Source organism: Gilvimarinus gilvus (genome assembly GCF_030518155.1).
Lineage (GTDB): Bacteria > Pseudomonadota > Gammaproteobacteria > Pseudomonadales > Cellvibrionaceae > Gilvimarinus > Gilvimarinus gilvus.
Map to the genome: position 1 here is coordinate 37,331 of NZ_JAULRU010000783.1, position 23,778 is coordinate 61,108.

22 protein-coding genes and 1 tRNA gene are annotated in these 23,778 nt (G+C 50.6%); 17 read left to right on the top strand and 6 right to left on the bottom strand.

Annotation, left to right across the window (positions count from 1 at the left end):
* Window positions 1–15 precede the first annotated feature (15 nt).
* The 5 genes from QWI17_RS19755 (at window position 16) to QWI17_RS19775 (ending at window position 6,853) form a co-directional block, all read left to right on the top strand.
* Window positions 16–663, top strand: a complete 648-nt coding sequence (locus tag QWI17_RS19755; protein ID WP_302724249.1) for a methylamine utilization protein — start codon at window positions 16–18, stop codon at window positions 661–663.
* The gene (locus QWI17_RS19760; RefSeq protein WP_302724250.1) at window positions 663–2,993 is read left to right on the top strand and encodes a putative bifunctional diguanylate cyclase/phosphodiesterase; all 2,331 of its coding nucleotides are present in this window, start codon (window positions 663–665) and stop codon (window positions 2,991–2,993) included. Before QWI17_RS19755 ends, QWI17_RS19760 begins: the two co-directional genes overlap by 1 nt.
* Complete coding sequence (locus QWI17_RS19765) at window positions 2,990–3,850, top strand: DUF3034 family protein (protein WP_302724251.1); 861 nt, start codon at window positions 2,990–2,992, stop codon at window positions 3,848–3,850. The genes QWI17_RS19760 and QWI17_RS19765 overlap by 4 nt, the downstream gene beginning before the upstream one ends.
* Window positions 3,850–4,266, top strand: coding sequence for a group I truncated hemoglobin (locus QWI17_RS19770; RefSeq protein WP_302724252.1), 417 nt, complete (start codon window positions 3,850–3,852; stop codon window positions 4,264–4,266). Before QWI17_RS19765 ends, QWI17_RS19770 begins: the two co-directional genes overlap by 1 nt.
* 112 nt (window positions 4,267–4,378) lie before the next feature.
* Window positions 4,379–6,853, top strand: coding sequence for a glycoside hydrolase family 9 protein (locus tag QWI17_RS19775; RefSeq protein WP_302724253.1), 2,475 nt, complete (start codon window positions 4,379–4,381; stop codon window positions 6,851–6,853).
* 189 nt (window positions 6,854–7,042) lie between these two features.
* On the opposite strand, the gene QWI17_RS19780 is transcribed toward QWI17_RS19775, so the two are convergent.
* Entirely contained in the window at window positions 7,043–8,050 is a 1,008-nt protein-coding gene (locus tag QWI17_RS19780; protein ID WP_302724254.1) for a glycoside hydrolase family 5 protein, read from the bottom strand.
* 221 nt (window positions 8,051–8,271) lie between these two features.
* Here QWI17_RS19780 and QWI17_RS19785 point away from each other — a divergent pair, with 221 nt between their 5' ends.
* From QWI17_RS19785 to QWI17_RS19795, 3 genes are all read left to right on the top strand, one after another.
* A complete protein-coding gene (locus tag QWI17_RS19785) occupies window positions 8,272–9,060 on the top strand; it encodes a PhzF family phenazine biosynthesis protein (RefSeq protein ID WP_302724255.1) in 789 nt (262 codons plus the stop codon).
* Between the two features lie 135 nt (window positions 9,061–9,195).
* A complete protein-coding gene (locus QWI17_RS19790) occupies window positions 9,196–11,601 on the top strand; it encodes an acyl-CoA dehydrogenase (RefSeq protein WP_302724256.1) in 2,406 nt (801 codons plus the stop codon).
* Between the two features lie 71 nt (window positions 11,602–11,672).
* Window positions 11,673–12,596: a pirin family protein gene (locus QWI17_RS19795; protein WP_302724257.1), complete on the top strand. Its 924-nt coding sequence runs from the start codon at window positions 11,673–11,675 to the stop codon at window positions 12,594–12,596.
* Between the two features lie 2 nt (window positions 12,597–12,598).
* Here the strand turns inward: QWI17_RS19795 and QWI17_RS19800 are convergent, their stop codons facing one another.
* Complete coding sequence (locus tag QWI17_RS19800) at window positions 12,599–12,775, bottom strand: hypothetical protein (RefSeq protein WP_302724258.1); 177 nt, start codon at window positions 12,773–12,775, stop codon at window positions 12,599–12,601.
* A gap of 251 nt (window positions 12,776–13,026) precedes the next feature.
* On the opposite strand from QWI17_RS19800, the gene QWI17_RS19805 reads away from it, so the two are divergent.
* Window positions 13,027–14,070 carry a sensor domain-containing diguanylate cyclase gene (locus tag QWI17_RS19805; RefSeq protein ID WP_302724259.1) on the top strand — a complete coding sequence of 348 codons (1,044 nt, stop codon included), beginning with the start codon at window positions 13,027–13,029 and terminating at the stop codon, window positions 14,068–14,070.
* Between the two features lie 3 nt (window positions 14,071–14,073).
* Here QWI17_RS19805 and QWI17_RS19810 read toward each other — a convergent pair whose 3' ends face one another.
* Window positions 14,074–15,426: a glycosyl hydrolase family 79 N-terminal domain-containing protein gene (locus tag QWI17_RS19810; RefSeq protein WP_302724260.1), complete on the bottom strand. Its 1,353-nt coding sequence runs from the start codon at window positions 15,424–15,426 to the stop codon at window positions 14,074–14,076.
* A gap of 201 nt (window positions 15,427–15,627) precedes the next feature.
* Between QWI17_RS19810 and QWI17_RS19815 the strand changes: the two genes are divergently transcribed.
* From QWI17_RS19815 to QWI17_RS19830, 4 genes are read left to right on the top strand one after another with little or no spacing between them, the layout of a single operon-like run.
* Window positions 15,628–15,909 carry an acylphosphatase gene (locus tag QWI17_RS19815; RefSeq protein WP_302724261.1) on the top strand — a complete coding sequence of 94 codons (282 nt, stop codon included), beginning with the start codon at window positions 15,628–15,630 and terminating at the stop codon, window positions 15,907–15,909.
* On the top strand, window positions 15,893–16,492 hold the full coding sequence (xrtH, locus tag QWI17_RS19820; protein ID WP_302724262.1) for an exosortase H: 600 nt from the start codon (window positions 15,893–15,895) through the stop codon (window positions 16,490–16,492). The genes QWI17_RS19815 and xrtH overlap by 17 nt, the downstream gene beginning before the upstream one ends.
* Entirely contained in the window at window positions 16,443–17,099 is a 657-nt protein-coding gene (locus QWI17_RS19825) for an exosortase H-associated membrane protein (RefSeq protein ID WP_302724263.1), read from the top strand. The genes xrtH and QWI17_RS19825 overlap by 50 nt, the downstream gene beginning before the upstream one ends.
* Before the next feature lie 41 nt (window positions 17,100–17,140).
* Entirely contained in the window at window positions 17,141–17,686 is a 546-nt protein-coding gene (locus QWI17_RS19830; RefSeq protein ID WP_302724264.1) for a BLUF domain-containing protein, read from the top strand.
* Here the strand turns inward: QWI17_RS19830 and QWI17_RS19835 are convergent.
* The gene (locus QWI17_RS19835) at window positions 17,674–18,597 is read right to left on the bottom strand and encodes a DUF808 domain-containing protein (RefSeq protein WP_302724265.1); all 924 of its coding nucleotides are present in this window, start codon (window positions 18,595–18,597) and stop codon (window positions 17,674–17,676) included. The genes QWI17_RS19830 and QWI17_RS19835 overlap by 13 nt on opposite strands.
* A 461-nt stretch (window positions 18,598–19,058) precedes the next feature.
* On the opposite strand from QWI17_RS19835, the gene QWI17_RS19840 reads away from it, so the two are divergent.
* The 3 genes from QWI17_RS19840 to QWI17_RS19850 all read left to right on the top strand — a co-directional run bounded on the left by QWI17_RS19840 (window position 19,059) and on the right by QWI17_RS19850 (window position 20,452).
* Complete coding sequence (locus QWI17_RS19840; protein WP_302724266.1) at window positions 19,059–19,487, top strand: hypothetical protein; 429 nt, start codon at window positions 19,059–19,061, stop codon at window positions 19,485–19,487.
* Window positions 19,484–19,675 (top strand): helix-turn-helix transcriptional regulator, encoded by a 192-nt coding sequence (locus QWI17_RS19845; RefSeq protein ID WP_302724267.1) that lies wholly within the window; start codon window positions 19,484–19,486, stop codon window positions 19,673–19,675. The genes QWI17_RS19840 and QWI17_RS19845 overlap by 4 nt, the downstream gene beginning before the upstream one ends.
* A 207-nt stretch (window positions 19,676–19,882) precedes the next feature.
* Complete coding sequence (locus QWI17_RS19850) at window positions 19,883–20,452, top strand: protease inhibitor BamI-like protein (RefSeq protein ID WP_302724268.1); 570 nt, start codon at window positions 19,883–19,885, stop codon at window positions 20,450–20,452.
* A 28-nt stretch (window positions 20,453–20,480) separates the two neighbouring features.
* On the opposite strand, the gene QWI17_RS19855 is transcribed toward QWI17_RS19850, so the two are convergent.
* Window positions 20,481–20,557, bottom strand: a tRNA-Arg gene (locus QWI17_RS19855).
* A 545-nt stretch (window positions 20,558–21,102) separates the two neighbouring features.
* Between QWI17_RS19855 and QWI17_RS19860 the strand changes: the two genes are divergently transcribed.
* The gene (locus tag QWI17_RS19860; protein ID WP_302724269.1) at window positions 21,103–21,534 is read left to right on the top strand and encodes a c-type cytochrome; all 432 of its coding nucleotides are present in this window, start codon (window positions 21,103–21,105) and stop codon (window positions 21,532–21,534) included.
* Window positions 21,535–21,677: 143 nt separating this feature from the next.
* Here the strand turns inward: QWI17_RS19860 and rep are convergent, their stop codons facing one another.
* A complete protein-coding gene (gene rep, locus QWI17_RS19865; protein WP_302724270.1) occupies window positions 21,678–23,687 on the bottom strand; it encodes a DNA helicase Rep in 2,010 nt (669 codons plus the stop codon).
* Window positions 23,688–23,778 lie beyond the last annotated feature (91 nt).

The window sequence follows — 23,778 nt, forward strand, 5'->3', positions numbered from 1 at the left end:
AATGGGTTCAAGGCTATGTTCAATACTAGAAGCAAAGCTGTTTGGCAGTGCGTGACACTGGCGGTTTTTTTGCATTTACCTTTAGTGGGCATGGCAATGGCTGTTTATGTTGAAGATAAAAATGGCCAGCCAGTGGCGAACGCTGTTATATCTTTGTCTGCGCAGTCTGTGCAAGCTGTCAGTGCCAATAGAACCGCTATTATGGATCAGAAAGACCGACAATTTGTTCCGGAAGTTTTGGTCGTCCAGCAAGGTACAGAGGTGACTTTCCCCAATAGCGATGATATTCGGCATCACGTTTATTCCTTCTCTCCAGCCAAAAAATTTGAGTTGCGTTTGTATCACGGTACAACAGCAAAGCCGGTTACGTTTGAACAGGCCGGTAAGGTTGTGCTTGGCTGTAACATTCACGATTCAATGTTGGGTTACATTTTTGTCGTGGACTCGCCTTACTACGCATTAAGTTCCGTTTCGGGTGTGGCTAATATTAGCGCGCCGGACGGGGAATACACATTGTCTGTACAACATTACCGCAGCGGCAAGGTGTATGAGTCATTGGTTCGTATGCCAGAGCAAAGCAAAGTAGTTGTAACCCTGGATGATCTAGCTCCAGATCCAAAAAACGCTCAACCAACAAGTGAATTGGAAGCATTGTTTCAATAATGATTAATAGTTATCGGGCCAAACTGCTGTTGGTATTACTCGGATTGGTGGTGCTGCTGCAGGCCAGCTCCTACGTCGCGACGCGTATAGTGATTCGTGACGCTGTATTACAAGACGCCTATCGCAAGCTAGAGCAAGGTAGCCAGCTGTTTAGCCAGCTGATGCAAACTCGCGCGCAACAGCTATCGCAATCGGTTAGCGTTTTAACGGATGATTTCGGCTTTAAAGAAGCCGTCGCTACCGCCGACCGCGCAACAATACGCTCGGCTCTTATTAATCACTCGGCCCGCGTTCAGGCCGATATCGCCCTGGTTCTAGACAACGACAAAGGGTTGGTTGCGAGCAGCGTAAAGATCAGTGAAGACCAGCTCGCTGTCCTTGAAAAAATCGATGAGGCGGCCAGTGCAGGCAGCGTGCGTTATTTCCCCATCATTATTAATAACACTCTCTACCAGTTTGTTCTATCGCCCATTCGGGCACCGCTGCAAATAGGTACAGCGGGGATAGGTTTCGAAATTGATCAGGCGCTCAGTGCTCATTTGAAAACAATGACTGGGCTGGAAGTTTCATTTATAGCTACGCCTAATAATGAAGTTCAGTATTTGAGCGGCACATTGCTGACAGACGAAAAGCAACGGTTACTTCAGGCCGAAGAGCGCGAGCACTGGCTGAATACTGACGTATGGCGCTCTGGGGATATGCTGAGCAGTAGTGTTAGTGTCGCTAAGGTCCCTGACCAAGTGACGGCGGTATTACAAGTGCCATTGGCGACAGCCTTAAAACCATTTGCTGTGCTTGATACTCAGCTGCTCAGTCTGGCTTTGTCGTTTTTCATCGGAGCTACGCTTATTGCTTTGGTGTTTGCGCGCAGCGTCACTAAGCCGGTTCAGTTGCTGGCAAAAGTAGCGCGTAAAATTGCTGGCGGCCAGTACGATTCTCCTGTGCAGGTATCAGGACGCGACGAATTTTCTGAACTCGCCAATGCCTTTAATAGTATGCAAACCGCAATATCAGAGCGCGAACAGGAAATCCGGTACCAGGCGGAACACGATAGCTTGACGACATTGGCCAATCGCTCGCAAGTGTTCCCATGTTTGAGCAAGGCGCTGGAGTTGTGTCAAGAAGATCACAAAATGCTGGTGGTCATGATTGTAGATATTTATAAGTTTACCCAAATCAACGATACGCTGAGCCCGGAAATGGGTGATGAAGTGCTGCGTGAAGTGGGGGCGAAGCTGCAGGCACTGGTCAGTGTTCAAGGTACGGCAATTCGTCTGGGTAGTGATGAGTTTCTATTGATCAATCCTGTGGCTAGTATGCAGCACGCCACAGCTTTTGCTGAACAGATTGAGGCACAGTTCGAACATAGCCTGGAGCTTGCTTCCACCGACATCAAGGTGGAGCTCAATATTGGATTTACCGTTTACCCGGATCAGGGAGGTAGTCCAGAGCTATTATTGCGCCGGGCTAACCTTGCTTTGAACAAGGCCAGGCAATCGCATCTTTTTATTGTCCAATACGAAGCCGGCTGGGATGAAGACCACTTGCGTCGTTTACAGCTTTTTGCAGATTTTAAAGAGGCCCTAATCAATGAAGAAATCTGTTTACATTATCAGCCCAAAGTAGGTGCTAGTGATGGCTCCAAAATTGGTGCTGAAGCCTTGATTCGGTGGATGCATCCTACGTTTGGCTTTGTTAACCCTGAAGAGTTCATCGCGGTAATAGAAAGCGCCGGACAGATTAGTTTGTTGACGCGCTGGGTAATACGCGCAGCGTCTATGCAAGCTAAGCAACTATGGTCGCAAGGGCACCAGCTACGCATGTCGGTTAATCTATCTGCACTTGATTTGTTAGAAGATGACTTGCCAGATTTTATACGCAAAATACTGCAGGAGTTGGAACTACCGCCTGAAGCCCTGTGTTTAGAGATTACCGAAAGTGCGATTATGCAGGAAACAGAGCGTAGTTTGGCTAACCTAAATCGTTTGCACAACCTTGGCTTGATGTTGTCAATCGATGATTATGGAACCGGCTATTCCTCGTTATCGCAGATGAAACAGTTGCCCGTAGGTGAGTTAAAAATTGATAAATCGTTTGTTATGGATCTCGATAGTAATGAAGAAGATCGTCAAATTGTTAAGTCAACTATCGAGCTGGGACACACTCTGGGATTGAAGGTGACAGCAGAGGGGGTAGAGACAGAGCTGACGCGCGACTGGTTAATCGCCAATGGTTGCGACACCTTACAGGGCTATTTTTACAGCAAGCCAGTGCCGGCGCGGGATTTTCATCACTGGCTCGAGCAATATTTGCAAAGGTCTGAATCGTGAAAAAATACCTGCTTGTTATGATTTGTCTACTCGGGGCTGGCTTCGTCAGTGCGGCGGAGAACCGGAGCAGAATTATCGCTACTGGCGCAGCCACGACTATTGATGGAAGTGCTGGCGGCGGCATAGTGCCTATGGCCGCCTTATCCGGCTATGGCGCTCGGGAAGAGTCTGGTGGGGTTGCCTTTGCAAGTTATGTTCATGTGCCGGACTACACGATGTCGGCGGTCGGGGGAAGTTGGAGTTGGCGCAATAGAGTTGAGTTTTCTCTGGCTGATCAGCGCCTGGAGCACCCTACTTTGTCGGCAGCGCTTGGCGTACCGTTACAGGATATTCGGCAAAGTGTGGCAGGTGTTAAGGTGCGTCTGCTTGGGGATATACTTTACAGCAAGTGGCCTCAGCTCAGTGCAGGGGTGATGTATAAGCATAACCATGATTTCACCATACCCGGAGCGGCGGGTGCAAAACGCGATAGCGACAGCGAGGCTTACTTAGCCGCATCTAAGGTGTTTTTGGGGGGCGCCATGGGCTATAACCTGCTAGTCAATGGTGTGGCCCGCTATACCCGCGCGAATCAAATTGGTCTCGTCGGCTTTGGTGGCGACAAAAATGATAGTCGGCGCTGGTATGCAGAGGCTTCAGCAGGTATTTTTTATAACAAACATTTGCTGTTTGGCGCCGAGTTCAAACAAAAGCCCGATAATCTTTCTTTCGCCGGAGAAGATGATTGGCAAACACTTTTTGCCGCGTGGTTTCCGAATAAAAAATTGGCTTTGGTTGCCGCTTATGTCGATTTAGGCGAGGTGGCGACTTTGCCGAATCAGGATGGCTGGTATCTGTCCGTGCAGGGGAGTTTTTAATGCGTGTAGTCATTCTAGTGATTGTGTTTTTTATAACCGCGTGTACGGCCAAAGCGCCATCGCTCAGCTTGTATGAACGCCTCGGTGGTGAGGAGGGTGTTGATGATATTGTCTATCAATTGATAGTTAATATATCTCGCGATGAACGAGTCGTTGATAGGTTCAAAGGTGTGGATATTGAGAAGTTCCGTACAGGCTTGGTCCACTATATTTGCAGCGTTAGTAATGGCGGTTGTATCTATACGGGTGATTCCATGCAGGTAGTACATGCCGGTCATAATTATACCGATACCGAATTCAATGCCATTGTAGAAAATCTAATTCACGCGATGGACCACCAGAGAGTTCCCACAGCGGTTCAAAACAAATTGTTGGCCCAATTGGCAAAAGACTATGGTGACGTTGTTTATCAGTAACGAAACGTTACAAAATTTAACCGTCAATCTCGGTCTCTTTACTGCATTCACCCGGCAACTGCATAACAATAGCCATTGATAATTAAAGAATAACAATTAGAAGGAGACGACCATGAAAACACTGCTAACAGGTGGGTTGATCTGGGCATTATCACTCGTAGCATTAGCCGAAGACCTCGAGCTGAATGAGCAAGGTTATTTTGCTAAACCTGGTCTCAATGTGACCTCGTTTGCGGATATCTACCCAGATGGTCACCAAACCGGTGTAACAGTCATTCAGCACGGTGTGCGTAGGGCAGCCAACGGTGATCTGCGGTTAGAGATCTCACCGGGGCAGTGGTCACCAGTGCCTAAAGGCGTGGGTGATGCCCGGGTGGATGTTAAAAATCAACGCATCAGTCAAACTCTAGCTTACCCCGATGAAAGTAAAAATCGTAAAGGTTTCAATCCTATTGAATACCCCGATTTGGAGTTTACCTATCAGGTTCATGTGGAGGCACTGACCGGTGACAGCTTTAAAGTTAGTGTGGATCTAGATAAGCCGTTACCGGAGCAATGGATCGGAAAAGTCGGTTTTAATTTTGAGCTTTTTCCAGGCGAGCTGTTTGGCGCTTCGTATCTTATGGATGAGCAAGCCGGACATTTTACCACCCAGCCCAATGGACCTATTCATAATCATCACGGTGAATGGTTAGGTGAGCCTTTGGCGCGTGGAAGAAAACTCGTCGTTGCGCCAGAACGTGACATGCAGCGTATGCTTATAGAAGTTCGTAAGGGTGGTGAGCTTGAGTTGTGGGATGGACGTACCAATCACAACAATGGTTGGTATATCGTGCGTTCGACCGTGCCACAGGGCGCCTCGAAGAATGCGATTGAGTGGGTCGTGACGCCGCATACCGTCGCGGGCTGGCAGTATCAACCTGTTGTACAAATATCGCAGTTGGGTTACGGCGTTAAACAACAAAAAATAGCGGTGATTGAGCAGGACAGTCGAGATACCAAAGCCAGTCCTGCGACGCTATTAAGAATGACATCTGCCGGCGCTAAAGAAGTACGACAGGCGACGCCTAAACCTTGGGGCAGCTTTTTGCGGTATCACTATCTACAGTTTGATTTTAGTGATGTTACAGAGCCGGGCATGTATCAGGTGGCCTACCGAGGCGTGACATCAAGCCCCTTTAAAATCGGCCCAGATGTGTATTCCCGCCACGCCTGGCAGCCCACACTTGAATATTACTTGCCTGTGCAAATGTGCCATATGCGAGTGAATGAAAAATATCGTGTGTGGCACGACAAGTGCCATCACGATGACGCGTTGATGTCTCCGGTTAATTACAATCACATTGATGGCTATATTTCAGGTGCATCTACGCTGACTGACTACCAGCCGGGTCAGCCGGTTCCCGGATTAAACAAAGGCGGCTGGCACGACGCTGGCGATTACGATTTACGGGTTGAGTCGCAAATTGGTACCACCTGGCTATTGGCCATGATGGTCGAAGAGTTTGATCTCGATTACGACACCACCATGATTGATCAGGCAAAGCAGTTGGTAGAGATTCATCAGGCCGATGGCAAAAATGATGCTTTGCAGCAAATCGAGCATGGGTTGTTAACCGTACTTGGCGGGTACCGCAATCTGGGAAGACTGTATCGCGGTATTATTGTGCCCACCGTTCGTCAATACGTTATGTTGGGTGATGCGGGTGCACAAACGGACAATCTTATTTACGATGCGTCTCTAGCCGAAGGCGAGGTAAAGGATGGCCGCTCCGGTGTTGCCGACGATCGCTGGGTTTTTACCGAGGAGAATCCAAATCGTGAGCTTGACGTCGTAGCGGGTTTAGCTGCGGCCTCAAGGGTAATGCGCAGCTACAATCCTGAGCTTGCGCAGGAGTCCATTGATGCGGCCGAAGCTTTATTTGCCAAAGCGTTCGTCTCGGCCGATCGTATAGGTGTGAAAGCCTTTGCCTTAGCAGAGCTTATTCTCACTACCGATAAACAAAGTTATAAAGACAAGCTTCTGGCTATGCAAGGTGACATTGTCGATAAAATTGATGATACCGCCTGGGCTATTGGTCGAGCCGTGCCCCAACTTAATAACGTAGCCTTCAGTAAAGCCATTGAGGCGGCTGTGGTTGAGCAGCAAAAAAATGTACAAGCGCAAGCGGCAGAAACTCCTTATGGCGTTCCGTATAGGCCACATATTTGGGGCGCGGGCTGGGGTATTCAGGAGTTTGGTGTAAAGCAGTATTTTGTCCACAAAGCCTGGCCCGAAATTGCCAGTGCAGATATTTATGCGAACGCATTAAATTTCGTATTGGGTGTCCACCCCGGACAAAATACCGAATCCTTTGCCTCCGGAGTAGGCTCCGATTCTGCATTGGTTGCATACGGCGTTAACCGCGCTGATTGGTCCTACATTCCGGGCGGTGTGATTTCTGGCACCGCGTTGATTCGTCCAGATTTGCCAGAGCTGAAAGAGTGGCCATTTTTCTGGCAGCAATCGGAATATGTTATGGGTGGTGGCGCCACAAACTATATGTTCTTAGTGCTTGCGGTAGAGGCGTTAGAAACGGGGGACTAATAAAAGGCTGACGTCTGACGACGGATGTCTGATGACGGGATGACGGGAAACGGAATACGGAATTTAAAAAAGGCTTGATAATTTGATCCCGCCCCTTTTTAAATAATCCGACATCCGACATCCGACATCCGACATCCGACATCCGACATCCGACATCCGACATCCGACATCCGACATCCGACATCCGACCTAATCTTCATCCCCACTATAATCAATATCATGCCAATTTTTGATAATAGATTTTACATACAGGCCCGACTCGGTTAAGTCGTCATCGCTCCAGTTGCCATCGGGTGGAGTGCCCGGTTTTAACATTGATGCACCCTCTGCTTTATCATTTAATGCCCAGTTAGCATGGCTGAGTTGGTTTTCGCGCATAAATTGCAGCCATTGCTCGGTGCTATCGCGGTTCACGCCGCCGTCGCCGTTGGCATTGACGGTGCCCCATTCGGTTACCATCAGTGCCACGCCCTTGTTTAGAGCGTATTGCGCTTTTTCTCGCAGCGACGCTTTATGGGTGCCGGCGTAGAAGTGTAGCGTATACGCTATATTGTTGTAGCCGGTGATAGGGTTGTCCGCGGCTTTGTCGACGTCTTGCGACCAAGATTGGGTGCCGACAATGATTAAGTTGTCTGGGTCAATCGTGCGAATGCTTTTCACCAAGCTTTCACTGTAGGGCTTGATAACATCGTTCCAGTCGGTGTTGGCTAGAGGCTCGTTGTAGATTTCATAAATTATATTGGGGTGTTCGCCGTAATTTTTGGCGAAGTGCTCGAAGAAGGCAATGGCTTCTGCCCTATGTTTTTCGGCGTGATGTGCATGCCAGTCAAGAATAATGTACATCCCTTGTTTAATGGCTGCGTCAACAACGGTTTCAGCTTTGCGGTAGTTTTCTTCGCGGTGAGAAATGACACTGCCGTTACCGTCTACGCCAATCGCGGTGCGAATAATGGGGGCATTCCACTGCTCTTGAATGTAGTTAATGACATCTGGGTTGTAGTACCGGTCTGCGCTCCACCCAGTGTTGCTCCAGAATAAACTAGGGCCGGCAAAAGAGACGGGTTGTTGGTGTTTATCGACAATACGATTGCCGCTCACTGCCAGTGCCCCGTGCTCCTCGATAGCGGTGCCGGCTTGCGTACATGTGGCTGATATCAAGCCCGCTAAAAGTAGCGGTGTAAATAAGGCAAATTTCATCGCATAACTCGCATTATTGTCGTGATAATTGAAGGTATTCTATTCATATTAGCACCGCGGATGGCACTGTTCGTTGCGGCCAACATTTCTTTACAGCGTGCATATTTGCGGTAAAAACGCCCCTATGACGTGTACCTAAAAAGTGTGTTGCATCTGTAGCGGCCAGACGCTGTCGCGTTTTGCTTTAATAGGGACTGTCATATTGGTACGGCGGAGAGTTTATGAAGTTACCCATGTATGTCGTCAACGCTTTTACCGAGGGAGCGTTTAGCGGTAATCCTGCAGCGGTGGTGCTGTGCCAACCTGGCATGCAAGAAGCGCAGATGCAGGCCATTGCCAGTCAGAATAACCTTGCCGAGACTGCGTTTGTGACTTTGGCTGAGAGCCCCATGCGCTTGCGTTGGTTTACACCGACCGTTGAGGTGGATTTGTGTGGGCACGCCACCTTAGCGACAGCCGTGGCATTGACCGACGCGGGATTTATGCAAGGCTACCAAGAGTTCATCACAGCTTCAGGTTTGATCTCGGTATCGCAAGAGCAAGACCTGTGGCAGCTGAATTTCCCGGCCCGACCGGCGACAGCCGTGACAATCAATTGTCAGCGAGTGGCCCGGGCCTTGGGGTGCGATGAATCTGATATTGTTGCTACAGCCACAGCCAAGTTACTGGTGGTAGAGCTCAGCAGTAGAGCCGCCGTTAGGTCACTTCAACCGGATTTAAAGCGATTAAGTGAGCTCAATGATATCGGCCTTCTGGTCACAGCAGCAGGCGACCAGGAGGATTTTGTGGCACGCTTTTTCGCTCCCAACATGGGAATTGACGAAGACCCAGTGACGGGATCAGCGTATACCACGCTGGCGCCTTACTGGCGCAGCCGGCTAGATAAAACATCTTTCAAGGCTCGGCAGCTCTCGGTACGCGGGGGCTATATCGAGTGCGTTTGCGAGCGGGAGCGCGTGAAGATAGCGGGTAAGTGCCAGGTGTTCTCTAAGGGCGAGATATACCTGTAGACAGCTCGGCGTAGGTTGCGACTCCGAAAGCTTGCGCGAGTGCCAAATGCCGCATTCTCGACTATTGTTATCAATAGGCTCAGATGGTGATACATTGGGTTTATTATAATGGATTGAGTAGCTGGAGATTGACCTATGTTCTTGTTGTCATTGGTACTTTTTGTCGCGTTGTTGACAGTAGTGCTCTACTATCAGCCCGGCCTGATAGTCAGCAGTGTCGCCCTTATCGTTGGCTTGTTTGGCTTAACCTATCTTTCCGGGGCTATGTGGCTTATTTTGATACCAGTTGCTGCCTTATTGGTGCTGCTGAACCTCACTCCCGTGCGTCGTAAGTTGATTACTGAGCCGGCTTATCAGTTCCTGCAAAAAGCTATGCCCCCCATGAGTGTCACTGAGCGTGAAGCCATGGAGGCGGGAACCACATGGTGGGAGAAGGATCTCTTCAGCGGGAAGCCCGACTGGAAAAAATTCGTCAATATTGAGCTGCCACAACTGAGTGAAAAAGAGCAAAGTTTTCTCGATAACGAAGTGGAAACCTTCTGCGGCCTGATTGATGAGTGGCAAATATTTCAGGATCAGGATCTTTCACCCGAAGCCTGGCAGTTCCTGAAAGACAAAGGTTTTTTTGGGCTCATTATTCCCGAAGCTTTTGGTGGCAAGGATTTTGGTCCCTACGCGCAAAGTCGCATAATGAGCAAAATCGCTAGCCGCTCGGTAACCGCTGCGGTAACGGCCATGGTGCCCAACTCTCTCGGCCCCGGCGAGCTATTGATGAAGTATGGCACCGAGGAGCAAAAGCAGCACTGGCTGCCGGGTCTGGCAGACGGTACCGAAATTCCCTGTTTTGGCCTCACAGGCCCAGAGGCCGGTTCCGATGCTGGCTCTATTCCCGATACTGGTGTCGTCTGTAAAGGCGAGCATGAAGGCAAAGACGTGCTCGGTATTCGGCTAAGTTTTTCCAAACGCTGGATAACCCTGGCGCCAGTGGCAACTGTTGTCGGTTTAGCGTTCAAGTTGCGTGACCCGGACGGGTTACTGGGCGATAGTGATAAGATCGATTACGGTATTACCTGTGCCTTGCTGCCTGCGACACACCCCGGCGTGGAAATTGGTCGTCGCCACAACCCGGGCTCACCGTTTATGAATGGTCCGGTGAAGGGTACGGATGTCTTTATTCCCGTTGATTGGATTATTGGCGGTGCGGCCATGGCCGGTAAAGGCTGGCGCATGTTGATCGAATGCCTGGGCGCAGGCCGCGGTGTATCACTCCCCGCGCTCTCCACGGCCAGTGGTGAAATGAGCTATTTAACGGTTGGCGCCTACTCGCGTATACGTCGTCAGTTCAATATGGAAATCGGCAAGTTCGAAGGTGTGCAGGAAGCCACCGCAGAGATTGCGGCCAATGGCTACACGCTAGAGGCTTTTCGCCAGCTGGTTACGCGCGGGCTGGATTTTGGCGCACCGGCGGTGATGACGGCGATGGCCAAATACCATGCCACCGAAATGATGCGCACCTCCGTTGGTCACGCGATGGATGTGGTCAGTGGTCGCGCTATTCAAATGGGGCCGCGCAACTTCTGTGTGTTTGCCTACCGAGCGCTGCCGGTTGCCATTACCGTTGAAGGGGCCAATATCTTAACGCGGTCTCTGATGATTTTTGGGCAGGGCGCAATGCGTTGTCACCCGTACCTGTTTGACGAGGTGCAAACTTTACAGGCGAGCGATAAAGAGGCCGCTTTGGTGGAATTTGACGGCCTCTTTATGAAGCATTTAGGCCATGTATTTGGCAATATTGCCCGGCTTAAGCTGTTTAGCTTTACTCGCGCCAAGTTAAGCTCCGTACCCGTCAATGCCGATGATTTTTCCAAAGTTTGGTATCAGCGCATTAATCACTTGAGTGCGGCGCTGGCGGTGGCTGCGGATGTCGCCTTAGGCGTGCTTGGCGGCGACTTAAAGCGTCGTGAGTTGTTGTCGGCCCGTTTGGGTGATGTTCACAGTCAGTTGTTTATCGCCTGTAGTCTGTTGAAATATCACAGCGTGCATCCTCGCACTCAAGAAGAAGATGCACACGCCGAGTATGCCCTGACGCTTGCGCTGCACAAAGCGCAGCAGGCACTGCTGGATTTTTACCAGAATTTCCCGTCGCGCTTTATCGCCTGGGCGATTAAAGCCGCTACCTTCCCGCTGGGTGCACATTACTCTGCCCCGAGTGATAACTCTGTTCGTGAGTTGGGTAACCTGATCATGGACGATAATGTCGTGCGCCAGCGTCTGTCTGAGTATGTTTACGTAAGTCGCGATCCGGAAGACGCCGTGGGCCGGGTAGAGACCACCTATCAAATGCTGCTCGCTCTGGGCGACGTTTGGCAGTCCTTTAGTCGGGCGCAAGCAAAAGGTGAGCTGACGGGAGCCAATATTGATGAGCGACTCGATGATGCTGTCGCCAAGGGTATTATTCAACAGGCTGATATCGAGCCGTTAAAAGCCTATGATGCCCGCCGTTTCGATTGTCTGTTAACCGATCATTTTGATCAGCTGTAAATGCCATCTGGCCGTGCACCAGCGCGGCCAGATCAAAATCGCTCTACATAATAATCAAAAGGAGAGCAGCCATGAGTATGCAGCCATGCCCGGCACCAGAGTGCCAAAAGCCCAGTGATAATCTCGACCCCGTCCAGGCCGTCATCGTATCCAAACAGCGCGATATAGGTAGCTTGTTGATTCGGCGTGTACTGCCTTCAGCGGATGTGCGCAGTGTTGGGCCGTTTGTTTTTTTTGATCATATGGGGCCGACGCTGTACGAGCCGGGTACCGGACTGACGGTAAGGCCGCACCCTCACATTGGACTGGCAACTCTCACTTATTTATACGATGGTGTTATTCGCCATCGCGACAGTCTCGGCTACCGTCAGGATATTAAACCCGGGGCGGTCAATTGGATGACGGCGGGCAGTGGCATTGTTCATTCCGAGCGCTCGCCGGAAGAGGATATCGACAAACCACAACCGCTGATGGGTTTGCAGGTTTGGGTGGCTTTGCCCAAAGCCCAGGAGCAAGTGGCTCCAAATTTTGTACACCTCAGCGCTTCGAGCTTGCCAGAGCGTGAAGAGTCTGGCGTTTATATTAAAGTGATTGCCGGTGAATGTTTTGGGATGAGCTCAAAGCTGGAGACAGTTTCACCGCTTTTTTATGTGGATATTCGGCTCGATGCCGGTAGCCAAGTGCAGATTGATATTGATTATACAGAGCGAGCTGTTTACGTTGTTAAAGGCGTGATAACTCTGGCCAATAAGACCTACAGCGAAGGGCAAATGCTGGTGTTGGCGCCCGCAGTCGATGTAACTGTCAGCAGCGAAAAGGGTGCAATTATTGTCGCGGTGGGGGGTGAGCCTATGGATGGCGAGCGCCACTTATGGTGGAATTTTGTCGCCAGTGATAAAGCGTTGATCGAACAAGCTAAGCAAGCCTGGAGTGCGGGAAAGTTTGGTCATGTTCCGGGGGATGCAGAGCACATACCCCTACCACATGACGGGTGAGCTCACTCGACTTGTCCCCCGGCAGACTTGGCTGTGTGTTCGTCCAGATCTTTACCCACTTCTAAACATTGTTTGTGCACTTCGGGGTCGGTTTCATAGCTGCACCAATAATGGTCGTCAACGTGATTTGAGCAGGCGGCACTTATTATTGCCAGTGAGCTGATTAATAGAGCTTTCATGGTTAGAAATCCTCGCTTTGTAGCTGGACTGCAACGTGACTATTGGCGACACAGACAGGCGACCAAAATGTTAGCTCAGACGCTGTTATTGCTGTGCCGGGGGCCGCATTGGACACTCAGTTCGTTGTTTGATTCAACATCCTACCAAAGTGGCGTACACGGTGGTAAGCGAACAGTGCCAACAACTATTAGTTCCAACAGTGAATGGTATTCTCACCTATACTGACGTGAACTGTCTAAGGTGGTTAAGCATGAAGAAACCTTCTGAACGCTCAGATGAAGCAGAGCGCCTAAAGGAGCTGTACAGCCTCGATATCTTGTTTACCCCTAGCGAAGAGCGCTTTGACCGCATAACCAGATTGGCCAAAAAGGTGTTTGACGTGCCTATTGTTCTGGTGTCACTGGTAGGCGAAAGTTGTCAGTGGTTTAAATCGAACCAAGGTCTGGTTGCCGACCGCACCTCACGCGAAGTCTCATTCTGCGCCCACGCGGTGTATAACGATGAAATCCTAATTGTGCCCAATGCTTGTCAGCATGAGGATTTTGCCGACAACCCCCTGGTAATAGGTGAGCCGAATATCCGATTTTATGCTGGCTGCCCGATTCGCCACGACGGTTATCCAATCGGAACACTGTGCTTGATAGATACCCAACCGCGCGCCTTAACCGCTGACCAGACTGATATGCTGGAATCGATCTCGCACTGGGTAGAGGCGGAAATTAAAGTGACTGCGATGGGGGATGTGCAAAAGCAGCTGATTGCTGAGCTGGGCGAATCGCGTCGCGATGCGATGCAAGACCCAATGACTAAAACCTGGAACAGAATGGGGCTAGACGTTTTATTTGGGCGAGAAATAAATTATGCCAAGCACAGTCGCCAACCTCTGACTCTGATGTTAGTTGATATTGATCGTTTCAAGGAGGTCAATGACAAATATGGCCATATTGTTGGTGATCAGGTGCTCAAAGAAATAGTAGCCAGAATTAGGGCTGCTGTGCGCCCGGAAGATATTGTTTCCCGCTTTGGTGGCGATGAATTTGTGGTTTTGGCGACGAATTGTAGTGAAGCTAGTGCTCGCAATATGGCAGAGCGAATTGTGGAGTCAATAGATGCCAAGCCAATCCGGGCAGCAGAGCACGATATTTCGGTGACCTTGTCGATAGGCCTTACCAGCCAGCGGGTCACGGCACAAACCAGTCAAAAGTGTCTCAGCCAACTGGCGGATAAGGCCCTTTACCAGGCAAAAAGTTCCGGTCGCAATCAAGTGTGCGCGGTCACTTCTGAAGATGATTGAAGACTAGCAGGTTGTTGCAAAACACCAAAAACTGATGCTGTAGCCCGGTACCTTGTTGGCCTCGGCAGTGTTCGGATAGTTGTGTGCATTAAGTTCATTGTTGAGTTTGGGCCGCACCCCGTTGATAAAGACTTTACGACTTGTCAGCTTTTTCGCGGTTAGTGTATACATTTCTTTCGGCGGTTCGGCAAAGCAGGTCTTCACCTTCATGCCCTGAGGCTTTAGGTTAACAATCATAAGTGTCAAAAGTTCACCATTCGGGTGCTCATGACAATACACGCGCAAGTGCTTGTCCGAGTGATGACAGCTGTAAACACGTGTGCCCATCAGTCGCACCCACAACCAACTTAACCAATAGTCCGGTCGGGGCTTGAGCGTAAGTCTGTCGATTAAGCCATAGTCACCACCGATGAGACTTTGCCGCACCATAACCTGTTGCCCCAGCATTGCCCCCTGACCCAGTTGATCTGCCCACCAAAACGACGAAATAAACCGATCGGATAATTTTGGCTGGCCGCCACATTGTGCCGAGCCTGTTTCGCCGGTCCAAATGGCTGCATTGGGCTGAAACTGATCTCGCCAAAGGTTGAGGGTGCGACTGTAACGGGTAAAGTCTGCAAACGATTTTGGGTTAAGTAAGGTCCGAACACTGGCCGCCCGGGTACGAATCGGCGAACGGTGACTTTGAAAAGGGTAGTAGTGCCAATTGACGATATCGATAGAACACGGCAGCTCCTTTAGAAAGCGTCGGGTAATGTTGGAAAAGGGCCTAATAGTCTCCCCAAGTCGAGGCCAAAAAGCGCTGCCTGGCCCTGAAATCAAAACATTGGGGTAGTAACGGCGTACTTCCGTGGCAAAAGTATTGTAGTCTAACGCTAGGTCGGCGGCGCGCGGTTGTGCTCGTAAACCATGGAACGCCCAGTAGGCATTGAGTTCGTTACCGAGTTCGAGAACGTCGATGTTATAGTCATTATCGACGCTGTATTTTAGTAGCGCTTCAATTTCTTTACCCCCCCAGTTTCCCTGGTGGCTACGTTTGAACAGGCCATATTTTAGGGTGAATATTAGGCGCAGTTGATTGCGTTCAAGAAAGAGATGCAGTCGATCCCACTGTTTACGGGTGAGTACCAGTGAATCTGGCTCCGTTTTAGGAGCTGAAAAATAATGGATTTTGTCCGCTTCGGAGCCGCCGACACGCAAGTATGAGGGGCCGAGTGCCTGTACCAGGTCATCCAGTTTACGCCCGCGCAAGTTGATAGGTGGAACCTTCAAAGAGCCCAAGCCCCGCCGGGATTGATCGCTGCCCTCCCACCAATAGCCGCCCGCCAGTACCGAGATATCGACTGAGAAGGACAAATATCGCTCTGAGATCGTATGTATGCTTGATCCTGTGGCGACGGTTATTTGCGAGGCGGGTGACACTGTGGCCGCACGAGCGGTATAGTGCCTTTTAAGTCGGGCGTGCCAACGCCAGGGTTTGAACGCGTTAAACATAGTGAGACACAAAGCTTCCAATAACCGTTTATAGTAGTCGCTTTAGATGAACAAGAGGTTTCAATGCCGCTAATAACCAGGCACTTTTTTGTGCAAGGCCGGGTCCAGGGGGTTTCATACCGTGTAAGTACCCAGCGCCAAGCCTTTAACCTTGGCGTGACGGGGTGGGTTAGAAATTTGACGGATGGGCGGGTAGAGGTTCTCGCTACAGCAACGTCGGAGCAGATTAAGCAGTTGGAGGGATGGCTTTGGCAGGGGCCAGAACACGCCGAAGTGGTTACCGTCGAGGTAGAAGAGACAGAGCTCATACACTTTGCAAATTTCGAAGTTGCTAGCACTATCTAGCAGCCTGCTAATCATTATCATAAATCTTTCAGCGTCAGGTACTAATGTGTTTCGTTTTTTTCTAAAATTTTTTCTGGTTATGGTGGCTTTATTTGTCTTAGAGTTAACACCGCCGGGGCAAAAATATGTCGTTGAGCCTTTAACATCTGGCCTGGCACAGGCATCGGCGTTTTTTATTCAATTATTTGGACGAGAGCTGGCGGTGCAGGGTATTGTGATGGTAGACAGGCTTACCGGCTTTGCTGTGCAAATCGCAGCAGGTTGCAACGGTATTGAGGCGATGATTTTGCTGGTGGCTGCCATAGTCGCTTTTCCTGCGCCCTGGCGCTATCGGCTAGTGGGCTTGGTTTTTGGTTTGGTTTCGGTGCAAGCCCTTAATCTTGTTCGCATAGTTTCCTTGTTTTATCTGGGTATTTGGCATAAACCCTCGTTCGAATGGGCGCATTTGTATATTTGGCAAGCGCTAATCATGCTCGACACATTATTGGTTTGGATGCTTTGGATTCGATATATTCCAAAAACACGTAAACCTGATGGCGACTCAAAACCACCGGCCGGAGGTGCGAGCCTTGCCGCAGGTTGAGCCGAACTTTTCCCCCGCTGGTTACTTTCTACGCGTTGTGCTGTGGTTGCCGATATTTTTTGTCTTGTGGTATTTCTTAGCCGGCTTTTTCAATATTGTACCGGGCCTAATGAGCCAGGGGTTGATCAATGTCTTTGACTCCGGGGCAGTTTTGTCTTTGGAGTCTGTCGGAAGAAAGATTGATTATGTAACGCGTTTTGTGACGAGCGTTGAAGGTTCGCAGCGCAAGGGTAATGTCATAATCACACTTAACCCGCTGATCTATTCATGGAACATACCGGTACTTCTGGCCCTGTGTTTCGCCGTTAGCGATAGATTATTTTCCAATGCTCGGGTGATACTCGCTGTTGCAGCATTATTTCCTCTGCATGCCTGGGGTTTAGCCGCTGAGTTTTACGTGACTATTTTGTTTAAGTCTGCGCCGGAAGTGGCAGGTCAGCTAAGTGTCAGTCAGTGGCAAAAAGAAGCCGCAGCATTGTGCTATCAATTTGGCTATCTGATGTTGCCGGTAATTGGTGCGGCGAGCCTGTGGTTTATCGCCAACCGAGCATTGATCGAGCAGCTGATTACGGAAAAAACGGGCACAGCTGCCAGGGCATCCAAATAGCCGGTGTGTACGTACTCCTTTGTAATTCAAAGGGGGTATCCATGTTTGTACAGGTTATTTATGCCAGTAGGGCGAATTTTCCGTCCGATGCACCGGTCGGTGGTGTGGAGCCAACCGTCGCTCGTATACTTCAGGTCTCTAAGCGTAACAATAGTAAACAAGGCATAGGGGGGGCTCTCTATTTTAGAGATGGCGCTTTCTTGCAGGTGCTGGAGGGGCCAAACCAAAAGGTTGAGTCATTGCTGCGCCGGCTGAAAACAGACGCGCGCCACAAGGACGTGACGGTGTTGCATCGGATAGAAGTGGTTGAACGGGAGTTCCAACGCTGGTCCATGAAATACACGGCGATGGACAAAAAAGTGAATCAGTGGTTGCAGCAAGCGGGTTTAACGAGTTTTGATCCTTTACATTTTACACCTAAGCAGGCTGCAGAGTTTGCCGATGTATTGCGTCGCAGCGAAGAGACTCTCAGCGATAACGGGGCTTTAGGTCAACGACCAAAAAATATCAGGCCTGTGACAGCAATCGCAGTATCGCTTGCGTTGCTGACTGCGCTGCTGTGGTTTGCCTGGCTTTATGCTTTTTGAGGCAATACTGGTTTAATCAGTGTAAAGGCTAATACTAGCAGTCCTCCTGCGGCAACGCCCAACACAAAATTAAATCCAGAAGACAAGAGCAATGCGGCAACAGAGCCATAATGCGCCGCGCTGTGGCCTAGGCTCTCTGACAAGTGATGCAGAAAAGGCAAACTGTGCACTATGATGCCGCCGCCGACCAGAAACATAGCGGCCGTTCCTGCAATGGATAAAAATTTCATTAATTTAGGTGCAAAGGCCAATAATAATTGGCCGAGTTTGATGCTAAATGGTTGCTTGCTTTGACTTAAGTGCAGCCCGGCATCGTCGATTTTTACAATGCCGGCGACCAAGCCATAAACCGTCACGCTCATTCCCAAAGCAATAATACAAAGAACGATGACTTGGCTGGTGAGCGCCGCACTGGCTACCGCGCCGAGCGTGATCGTAATAATTTCAGCCGAAAGTATAAAATCAGTTCGTATGGCGCCTTTGATTTTTTGCTTTTCAAACGCCACCATATCTACATCGGTCTGCGCAATCGCCTGGAGGCGGGCCTTATGCTCATTGTCATCTTCAGTTTTTGAGTGCAGCCACTTGTGAGCCACTTTCTCGAAGCCTTCAAAACATAAAAAGCAGCCACCTACCATCAGCAAGGGGATAATCAGCCAGGGCAAAAATACGCTGATGAGCATTGCAGCAGGGACCAGAATGACCTTGTTGATGAGAGAGCCTTTAAATACGGCCCAAACCACCGGTAATTCACGTTCGGCGCGCACTCCCGTGACTTGTTCCGCATTGAGTGCCAGATCGTCACCGAGCACGCCCGCCGTTTTCTTGGCGGCAACTTTAGTCATGATGGATATGTCATCCAGTAAAGTCGCTATGTCATCCAGCAGAGCAAGTAGGCTAGTTCCGGCCATAAATTATTTCTCTTGTGCGAGGGTTGCCAACATTTTTGGGTAAGCCAAGGTTTTATCGGGCTTTTGTTCGCGCCTAACTGTCAGGGCTATGCATTTAAAAATAACCGATATATTGACCCAGGGTAGCATTGCGATGAGCGCCAATCGGTGAATATCAATTTGCTAAGCGCCCTCGCAATGCCGCGATGGCGTTGATACTAATACTTTTACCGTTACAGTGATACCGGGCGAGCCAGATCAGGTAGGCTCGTTATCTGTTATCCCTTCCTCAGCCGCTGAGCCATGGCTTGTATGGTTCGAAGCTGCGCTCGACAATTCAATACTATACCCCCTCGTGCCTGCGCTACTTTGGTATTTTTAATTCTATTGGGTAGGTCGCTATGTGTAAAGTATACTTGACATGGCGGTGCGCGCTCACTAAAGTAAAGTCTACTTTACATGGCTAATGGCGGAGGTTTGTTATGTTCAAGGTCAAGTCAGAGGCGTCCGAGGATTCATATGCGGGCCGATTACAACAGTCGACGCTGGCGTTTGTGGCCTGCACATTTGTTTGGGCCGGGTCATTCGTACTGATCGATAAAGCCCATCTAATAGGCTGGTTAGGTTCCGAAGGTGTGCCCGCACTGCTGGCAATCTGCTTAAATACCTTGCTGGGGCTGGCTACCGTGGTGGTATACATTCGCCATTTACGGGATATGGATGAGCTGCAGCAAAAAATTCAGCTGCAGGCTATGGGTTTTGCATTGGGCTTGACCCTTGTTGGCGCGTTCGCTTATTCGCTGTTCATCACCACGGGCTTTGTTACCGAGCCTGAAGTTAAGGACATAATCCTGTTACTGACGGGAAGCTACATATTCGCGGTACTCTTTGGGTTGGTGAAGTATCGATGAATAATCATCTAAAGGCCTTGCGGGCAGAGCGCAATTGGACACAGGCAGAGCTCGCACAGGCTCTCGGGGTCTCCCGTCAAACCGTTAATGCGATAGAAAAAGGCAAGTTTGATCCGAGCCTACCCTTAGCGTTTAAGCTGTCGCGCTTATTTGATCGGCCTATCGAATCCATATTTTCTGATCAGTAGCACGCCTAACAGCTTTGATGTTTCGGGCCCTTGGGCCATAAATCGCAACAAGTGGCACTTTTACTTTGAACGATGAAAACTGGCACGTTTTTATGCAGGTGCCATTTGGTCAAAGTGGGACGCCCTTCGCTCTTAACACCATTACAGTGCCCGCGTCGCTGCCGGTTGGGATACCGGTTAAGCGTAACGACTTTTGGAGTGGAGTGAATGAAGTTAGCGTATCCGTTGGCGGGCGTAACCATTTTATTGGTGTGCATGTGGCTAATGCCCAGTCACCAGGTCGATAGCAAAGCTAAGCAGAGCAACTCAGTCTATTTGGGAGAAGCGCTGAGAGCCGCCCCGGCAGACCCGTTACATATGCGTATTCGCCAAATGCAGGCTCGCCGCCCCGGCGTGCGCTATCGGGTACATGAAGTGCAGGCGGCGCTGGCCGAGCCGAGCCTGTGGACGTTGGTTGTACCCAGTGCTCACACCCCGTCAAAGTGGCCCGTGCATTTGAATCGCCTAAAACTCGAAAGCCTTCTGGTGGGCGATCAAATACACATTCAAATGCCGCCAGAGGGCACGGACCATGTTGCGATCATTGAGCGGGTGACCCAAACCTTAGACGGTCTTACCTGGTTTGCCCGATTTGCAGACGACACAGCTGGCGGCCAGGCCAGCATTAAGCTCACTTTGCGCGCAGGGCAAGTAGGGGCTGCTATTGACAGTAAAGAGGGTAAGTTTGCATTGGAGGTGTCAAAGCAAGGCGCTTGGCTGATAGCCGGACACGATTAAGAAGACACAGCTTCCAAACTAAAGAAAATGGCGCACCCGGCGCGATTTGAACGCGCGACCAACGGCTTCGGAAACCGCTACTCTATCCAACTGAGCTACGGGTGCGTAATCAGGCTTATTAAACTGGCCCTGTGCCAGTGTTCAGATCGTAGCGCTGATCGCGCTACCTCTCTCCCCTCACTTACGTTCGGGTCCGGTCTTCCAGCGCAGCTGAAAGCCGTTCGGCGGCGCGCAAAGCGGCGCTTTGCAAACACTTGCCTCACCCAACTGAGCTGAGTCTCGCAACAGGCTTACCAACCATAGATCGCGTCGCCAAAAAGGATAGTCCGGTGTTGTAAAAGCTCAATGTAGCACCACTACATCTTCACTTTTACGCCTTGTTCTATTCATTTTGTCTAAGCTCCTTTATGGTCGTTAAACCTATTGCGAGCCTAGGATGCGTAATCAGGCTTATTAAACTGGCCCTGTGCCAGCTCTGCTTTATGGCCGGTGACCATCTTTGCGGAGGGCGCATTCTACTAATACTCAGCGTGATCGTCTATGGCGGACTTAGTCTGAGCGCTGGGTTGTTCACCTATAGGGTGATTTCTGGCTATAATGCGCGCCTGACAATAGTACAGTGACACTGTTCAACCACAGAGGAAGCATCCGTGAGCCAAGCGAGAAAAATCATCGGCCTAATGGTCGCACTGGGATTGGGGCTTATGGCCTCCAGTATTGCTTTCAGCCAGTCTGCGGCTGTAAATGACAAAGTAGCCGAGCGTATTGCTCCGGCGGGTAGCTCGTGTATGTCGGGCGACGACTGTGCAGCGGCCCCGGTAGCGGCGGCCAGCAGCGGTCCACGTTCAGGTGAAGATGTGTATAACACCTCGTGCAATACCTGCCACGGCATGGGTGTGGCGGGCGCGCCTAAATATGGGGAAGCGGCTGACTGGACCGATCGTATCGCCAAAGGTATGGACACGTTGAATGATCACGCGATCAACGGCTTTAATGCCATGCCGCCGATGGGTTTGTGCGCGACTTGCAGTGACGAAGAAGTGATAGCTGCGGTTGAATACCTGGTAGAAAATAGCCAGTAATTTGTAGTCATTATTGCTTAAAAACCCGCTTCGGCGGGTTTTTTTGTTTTTGTATATGGAGAACGGTTGACGGGCAACGGAAAACGAATAGACTTTTCCCGTACCCCGTACCCCGTACCCCGTACCCCGTACCCCGTACCCCGTCAATCAAACATATTCAATAAGCTACTCAAGGTCTGCTCGCCGGTGGCTTTTACCTGCTCTTTAGTGGCCGGTGAGAAGCCTTCGTAGGCAATATCATCCTGAGGCAACTCGCTGATAAAGCGGCTGGGAGTGGTCTCTGACACTTCGCCGTATTGTTTACGTTTCCCTGCCAATGTCATAGCCAAAGTGCGTTGGGCGCGGGTAATTCCTACGTAGGCCAGGCGCCGCTCCTCCTCAATGTTGTCGGTTTCCACGCTATTGCGATGGGGCAGTAAGTCTTCCTCCATGCCAACCAGATACACGTGGGGGAACTCCAGACCTTTGGAGGCGTGCAAGGTCATCAGTTGCACTTGATCGAGGGTTTCCTCCTCCTCCTGGCGCTCCAGCAGGTCGCGCAGCACCAGTTTGCTGATGGCGTCCTCCATGGTCAGTTTGTCGCCATCGTCGCCTTTTTCCAGCATCGTACGAATGGAGTCCACTAGGTAGCGCACGTTCTCCATGCGTTTTTCAGCGGCTTTGGCGCTAGCGGCGTTCTGGTGTAACCACGCCTCATAACCAATATCGTCAATCATTTGCTCAATGGCGGCGACGGGTTCGTGGCCACTGCAGCGTTCGACGATACGCTCTATCCAGTGGCCAAAGGTACGCAGTCGCTCCAGGTTCTGCTTGGGAATATGCCGCTGTAGCGCAATATCATCGGTGGCGGCAAACAAGCTGATATGGCGGTCGCTGGCAAAGCGGCCCAGCGCCTCCAGAGTGCTGGTGCCTATCTGCCGGCGCGGGGTATTAATAATGCGCAAAAAAGCATTGTCGTCGTCTGGATTCACCAACAGGCGCAGATAGGACATGATGTCCTTAATCTCCGTTTTACCGAAAAATGAAGAGCCACCACTTATTTTATAGGGCACCTGATGTTGTTGTAGTTTAATCTCCATCAGGCGGCCCTGATGGTTGCCCCGGTATAAAATGGCGTAGTCGCTAAACTTGCCACCGCGGCGCAGTTTATTGGAGAGTATTTCGGTGGCGACGCGCTCGGCCTCGGCATCCTCACTGGCGCACTTAACGATCCGAATTTCATCGCCGAGGCCCATCTCGCTCCACAGTGCCTTATCGTACTCGTGCGGGTTGTGGGCAATTAAGTGGTTGGCTACCCGCAGAATACGGCTGGTTGAGCGGTAATTTTGTTCCAGCTTAATCAGATGCAGGTTGGGGAAGTCCTCTTTCAGCAACACCATATTTTCCGGGCGGGCGCCGCGCCAGGCGTAAATTGACTGATCGTCGTCACCGACTACGGTCAGGGCATTGCGACCACCCACCAGCTGCTTGACCAGTAAATATTGGCTGGAGTTGGTGTCCTGATACTCGTCCACCAGCAGGTACTGAATCTTGCGCTGCCAGCGTGCCAGTACTTCAGGATGGGTCATAAACAGATTTACCGGCACCAAAATCAGGTCATCAAAATCTACAGCGTTATAGGCACGCAGGGCCTGATTGTAGCGCTCGTAGACACGCACCATGGTCAGTTCGGCAGGACTTTGGGCATGCTCTTCGGCGGCTTCGGGCGTGGTGAGGTCATTTTTCCAGTTGGAAATCTGATGCTGCACCATATCCAGGTGATCGCTGTCGAGCTCGCCGTCCTTAAGCATTAGCTCTTTTAGCAGCGCACGCGCATCTTCGGCATCGAAGATGGAAAATCCGGGTTTAAAGCCCAGCGTCTTTGCCTCACGGCGGATGATATTAAGACCGAGGTTGTGAAATGTACTTACCGTGAGTCCTCGCGCGGCCTTTCCTCGCACCAGCGACCCGACCCGCTCTTTCATTTCACGCGCGGCCTTATTGGTGAATGTCAGGGCGGCAATATGCCGGGCGGGCATTTCACACTGCTCGATTAAATAGGCAATTTTGCGGGTTATAACGGACGTCTTGCCAGAGCCGGCCCCAGCCAGAACCAGACAAGGGCCGTCAATGTAATGGACCGCTTCACTTTGGCGGGGATTGAGTCGGGTCACAGAGCCTCTGGGTAGAACGCGTGAAAGTGCTGGAGAGTTATTCAACGAGAGTGCCATTGTAACAATGGCATCGGGCTCTGGGAATCAAAGA

Excerpts from the sequence above, each read along its gene's own strand:
- QWI17_RS19850 (WP_302724268.1), top strand. The coding sequence starts at position 19,883 with ATGAAGTTAGCGTATCCGTTGGCGGGCGTAACCATTTTATTGGTGTGC.
- QWI17_RS19795 (WP_302724257.1), top strand. The coding sequence starts at position 11,673 with ATGAGTATGCAGCCATGCCCGGCACCAGAGTGCCAAAAGCCCAGTGAT.
- QWI17_RS19785 (WP_302724255.1), top strand. The coding sequence starts at position 8,272 with ATGAAGTTACCCATGTATGTCGTCAACGCTTTTACCGAGGGAGCGTTT.
- QWI17_RS19790 (WP_302724256.1), top strand. The coding sequence starts at position 9,196 with ATGTTCTTGTTGTCATTGGTACTTTTTGTCGCGTTGTTGACAGTAGTG.
- QWI17_RS19775 (WP_302724253.1), top strand. The coding sequence starts at position 4,379 with ATGAAAACACTGCTAACAGGTGGGTTGATCTGGGCATTATCACTCGTA.
- QWI17_RS19840 (WP_302724266.1), top strand. The coding sequence starts at position 19,059 with ATGTTCAAGGTCAAGTCAGAGGCGTCCGAGGATTCATATGCGGGCCGA.
- QWI17_RS19780 (WP_302724254.1), bottom strand. The coding sequence starts at position 8,050 with ATGAAATTTGCCTTATTTACACCGCTACTTTTAGCGGGCTTGATATCA.
- QWI17_RS19755 (WP_302724249.1), top strand. The coding sequence starts at position 16 with ATGTTCAATACTAGAAGCAAAGCTGTTTGGCAGTGCGTGACACTGGCG.
- QWI17_RS19835 (WP_302724265.1), bottom strand. The coding sequence starts at position 18,597 with ATGGCCGGAACTAGCCTACTTGCTCTGCTGGATGACATAGCGACTTTA.
- QWI17_RS19845 (WP_302724267.1), top strand. The coding sequence starts at position 19,484 with ATGAATAATCATCTAAAGGCCTTGCGGGCAGAGCGCAATTGGACACAG.
- QWI17_RS19770 (WP_302724252.1), top strand. The coding sequence starts at position 3,850 with ATGCGTGTAGTCATTCTAGTGATTGTGTTTTTTATAACCGCGTGTACG.
- QWI17_RS19815 (WP_302724261.1), top strand. The coding sequence starts at position 15,628 with ATGCCGCTAATAACCAGGCACTTTTTTGTGCAAGGCCGGGTCCAGGGG.
- QWI17_RS19800 (WP_302724258.1), bottom strand. The coding sequence starts at position 12,775 with ATGAAAGCTCTATTAATCAGCTCACTGGCAATAATAAGTGCCGCCTGC.
- QWI17_RS19825 (WP_302724263.1), top strand. The coding sequence starts at position 16,443 with ATGGCGACTCAAAACCACCGGCCGGAGGTGCGAGCCTTGCCGCAGGTT.
- QWI17_RS19830 (WP_302724264.1), top strand. The coding sequence starts at position 17,141 with ATGTTTGTACAGGTTATTTATGCCAGTAGGGCGAATTTTCCGTCCGAT.
- QWI17_RS19805 (WP_302724259.1), top strand. The coding sequence starts at position 13,027 with ATGAAGAAACCTTCTGAACGCTCAGATGAAGCAGAGCGCCTAAAGGAG.
- QWI17_RS19760 (WP_302724250.1), top strand. The coding sequence starts at position 663 with ATGATTAATAGTTATCGGGCCAAACTGCTGTTGGTATTACTCGGATTG.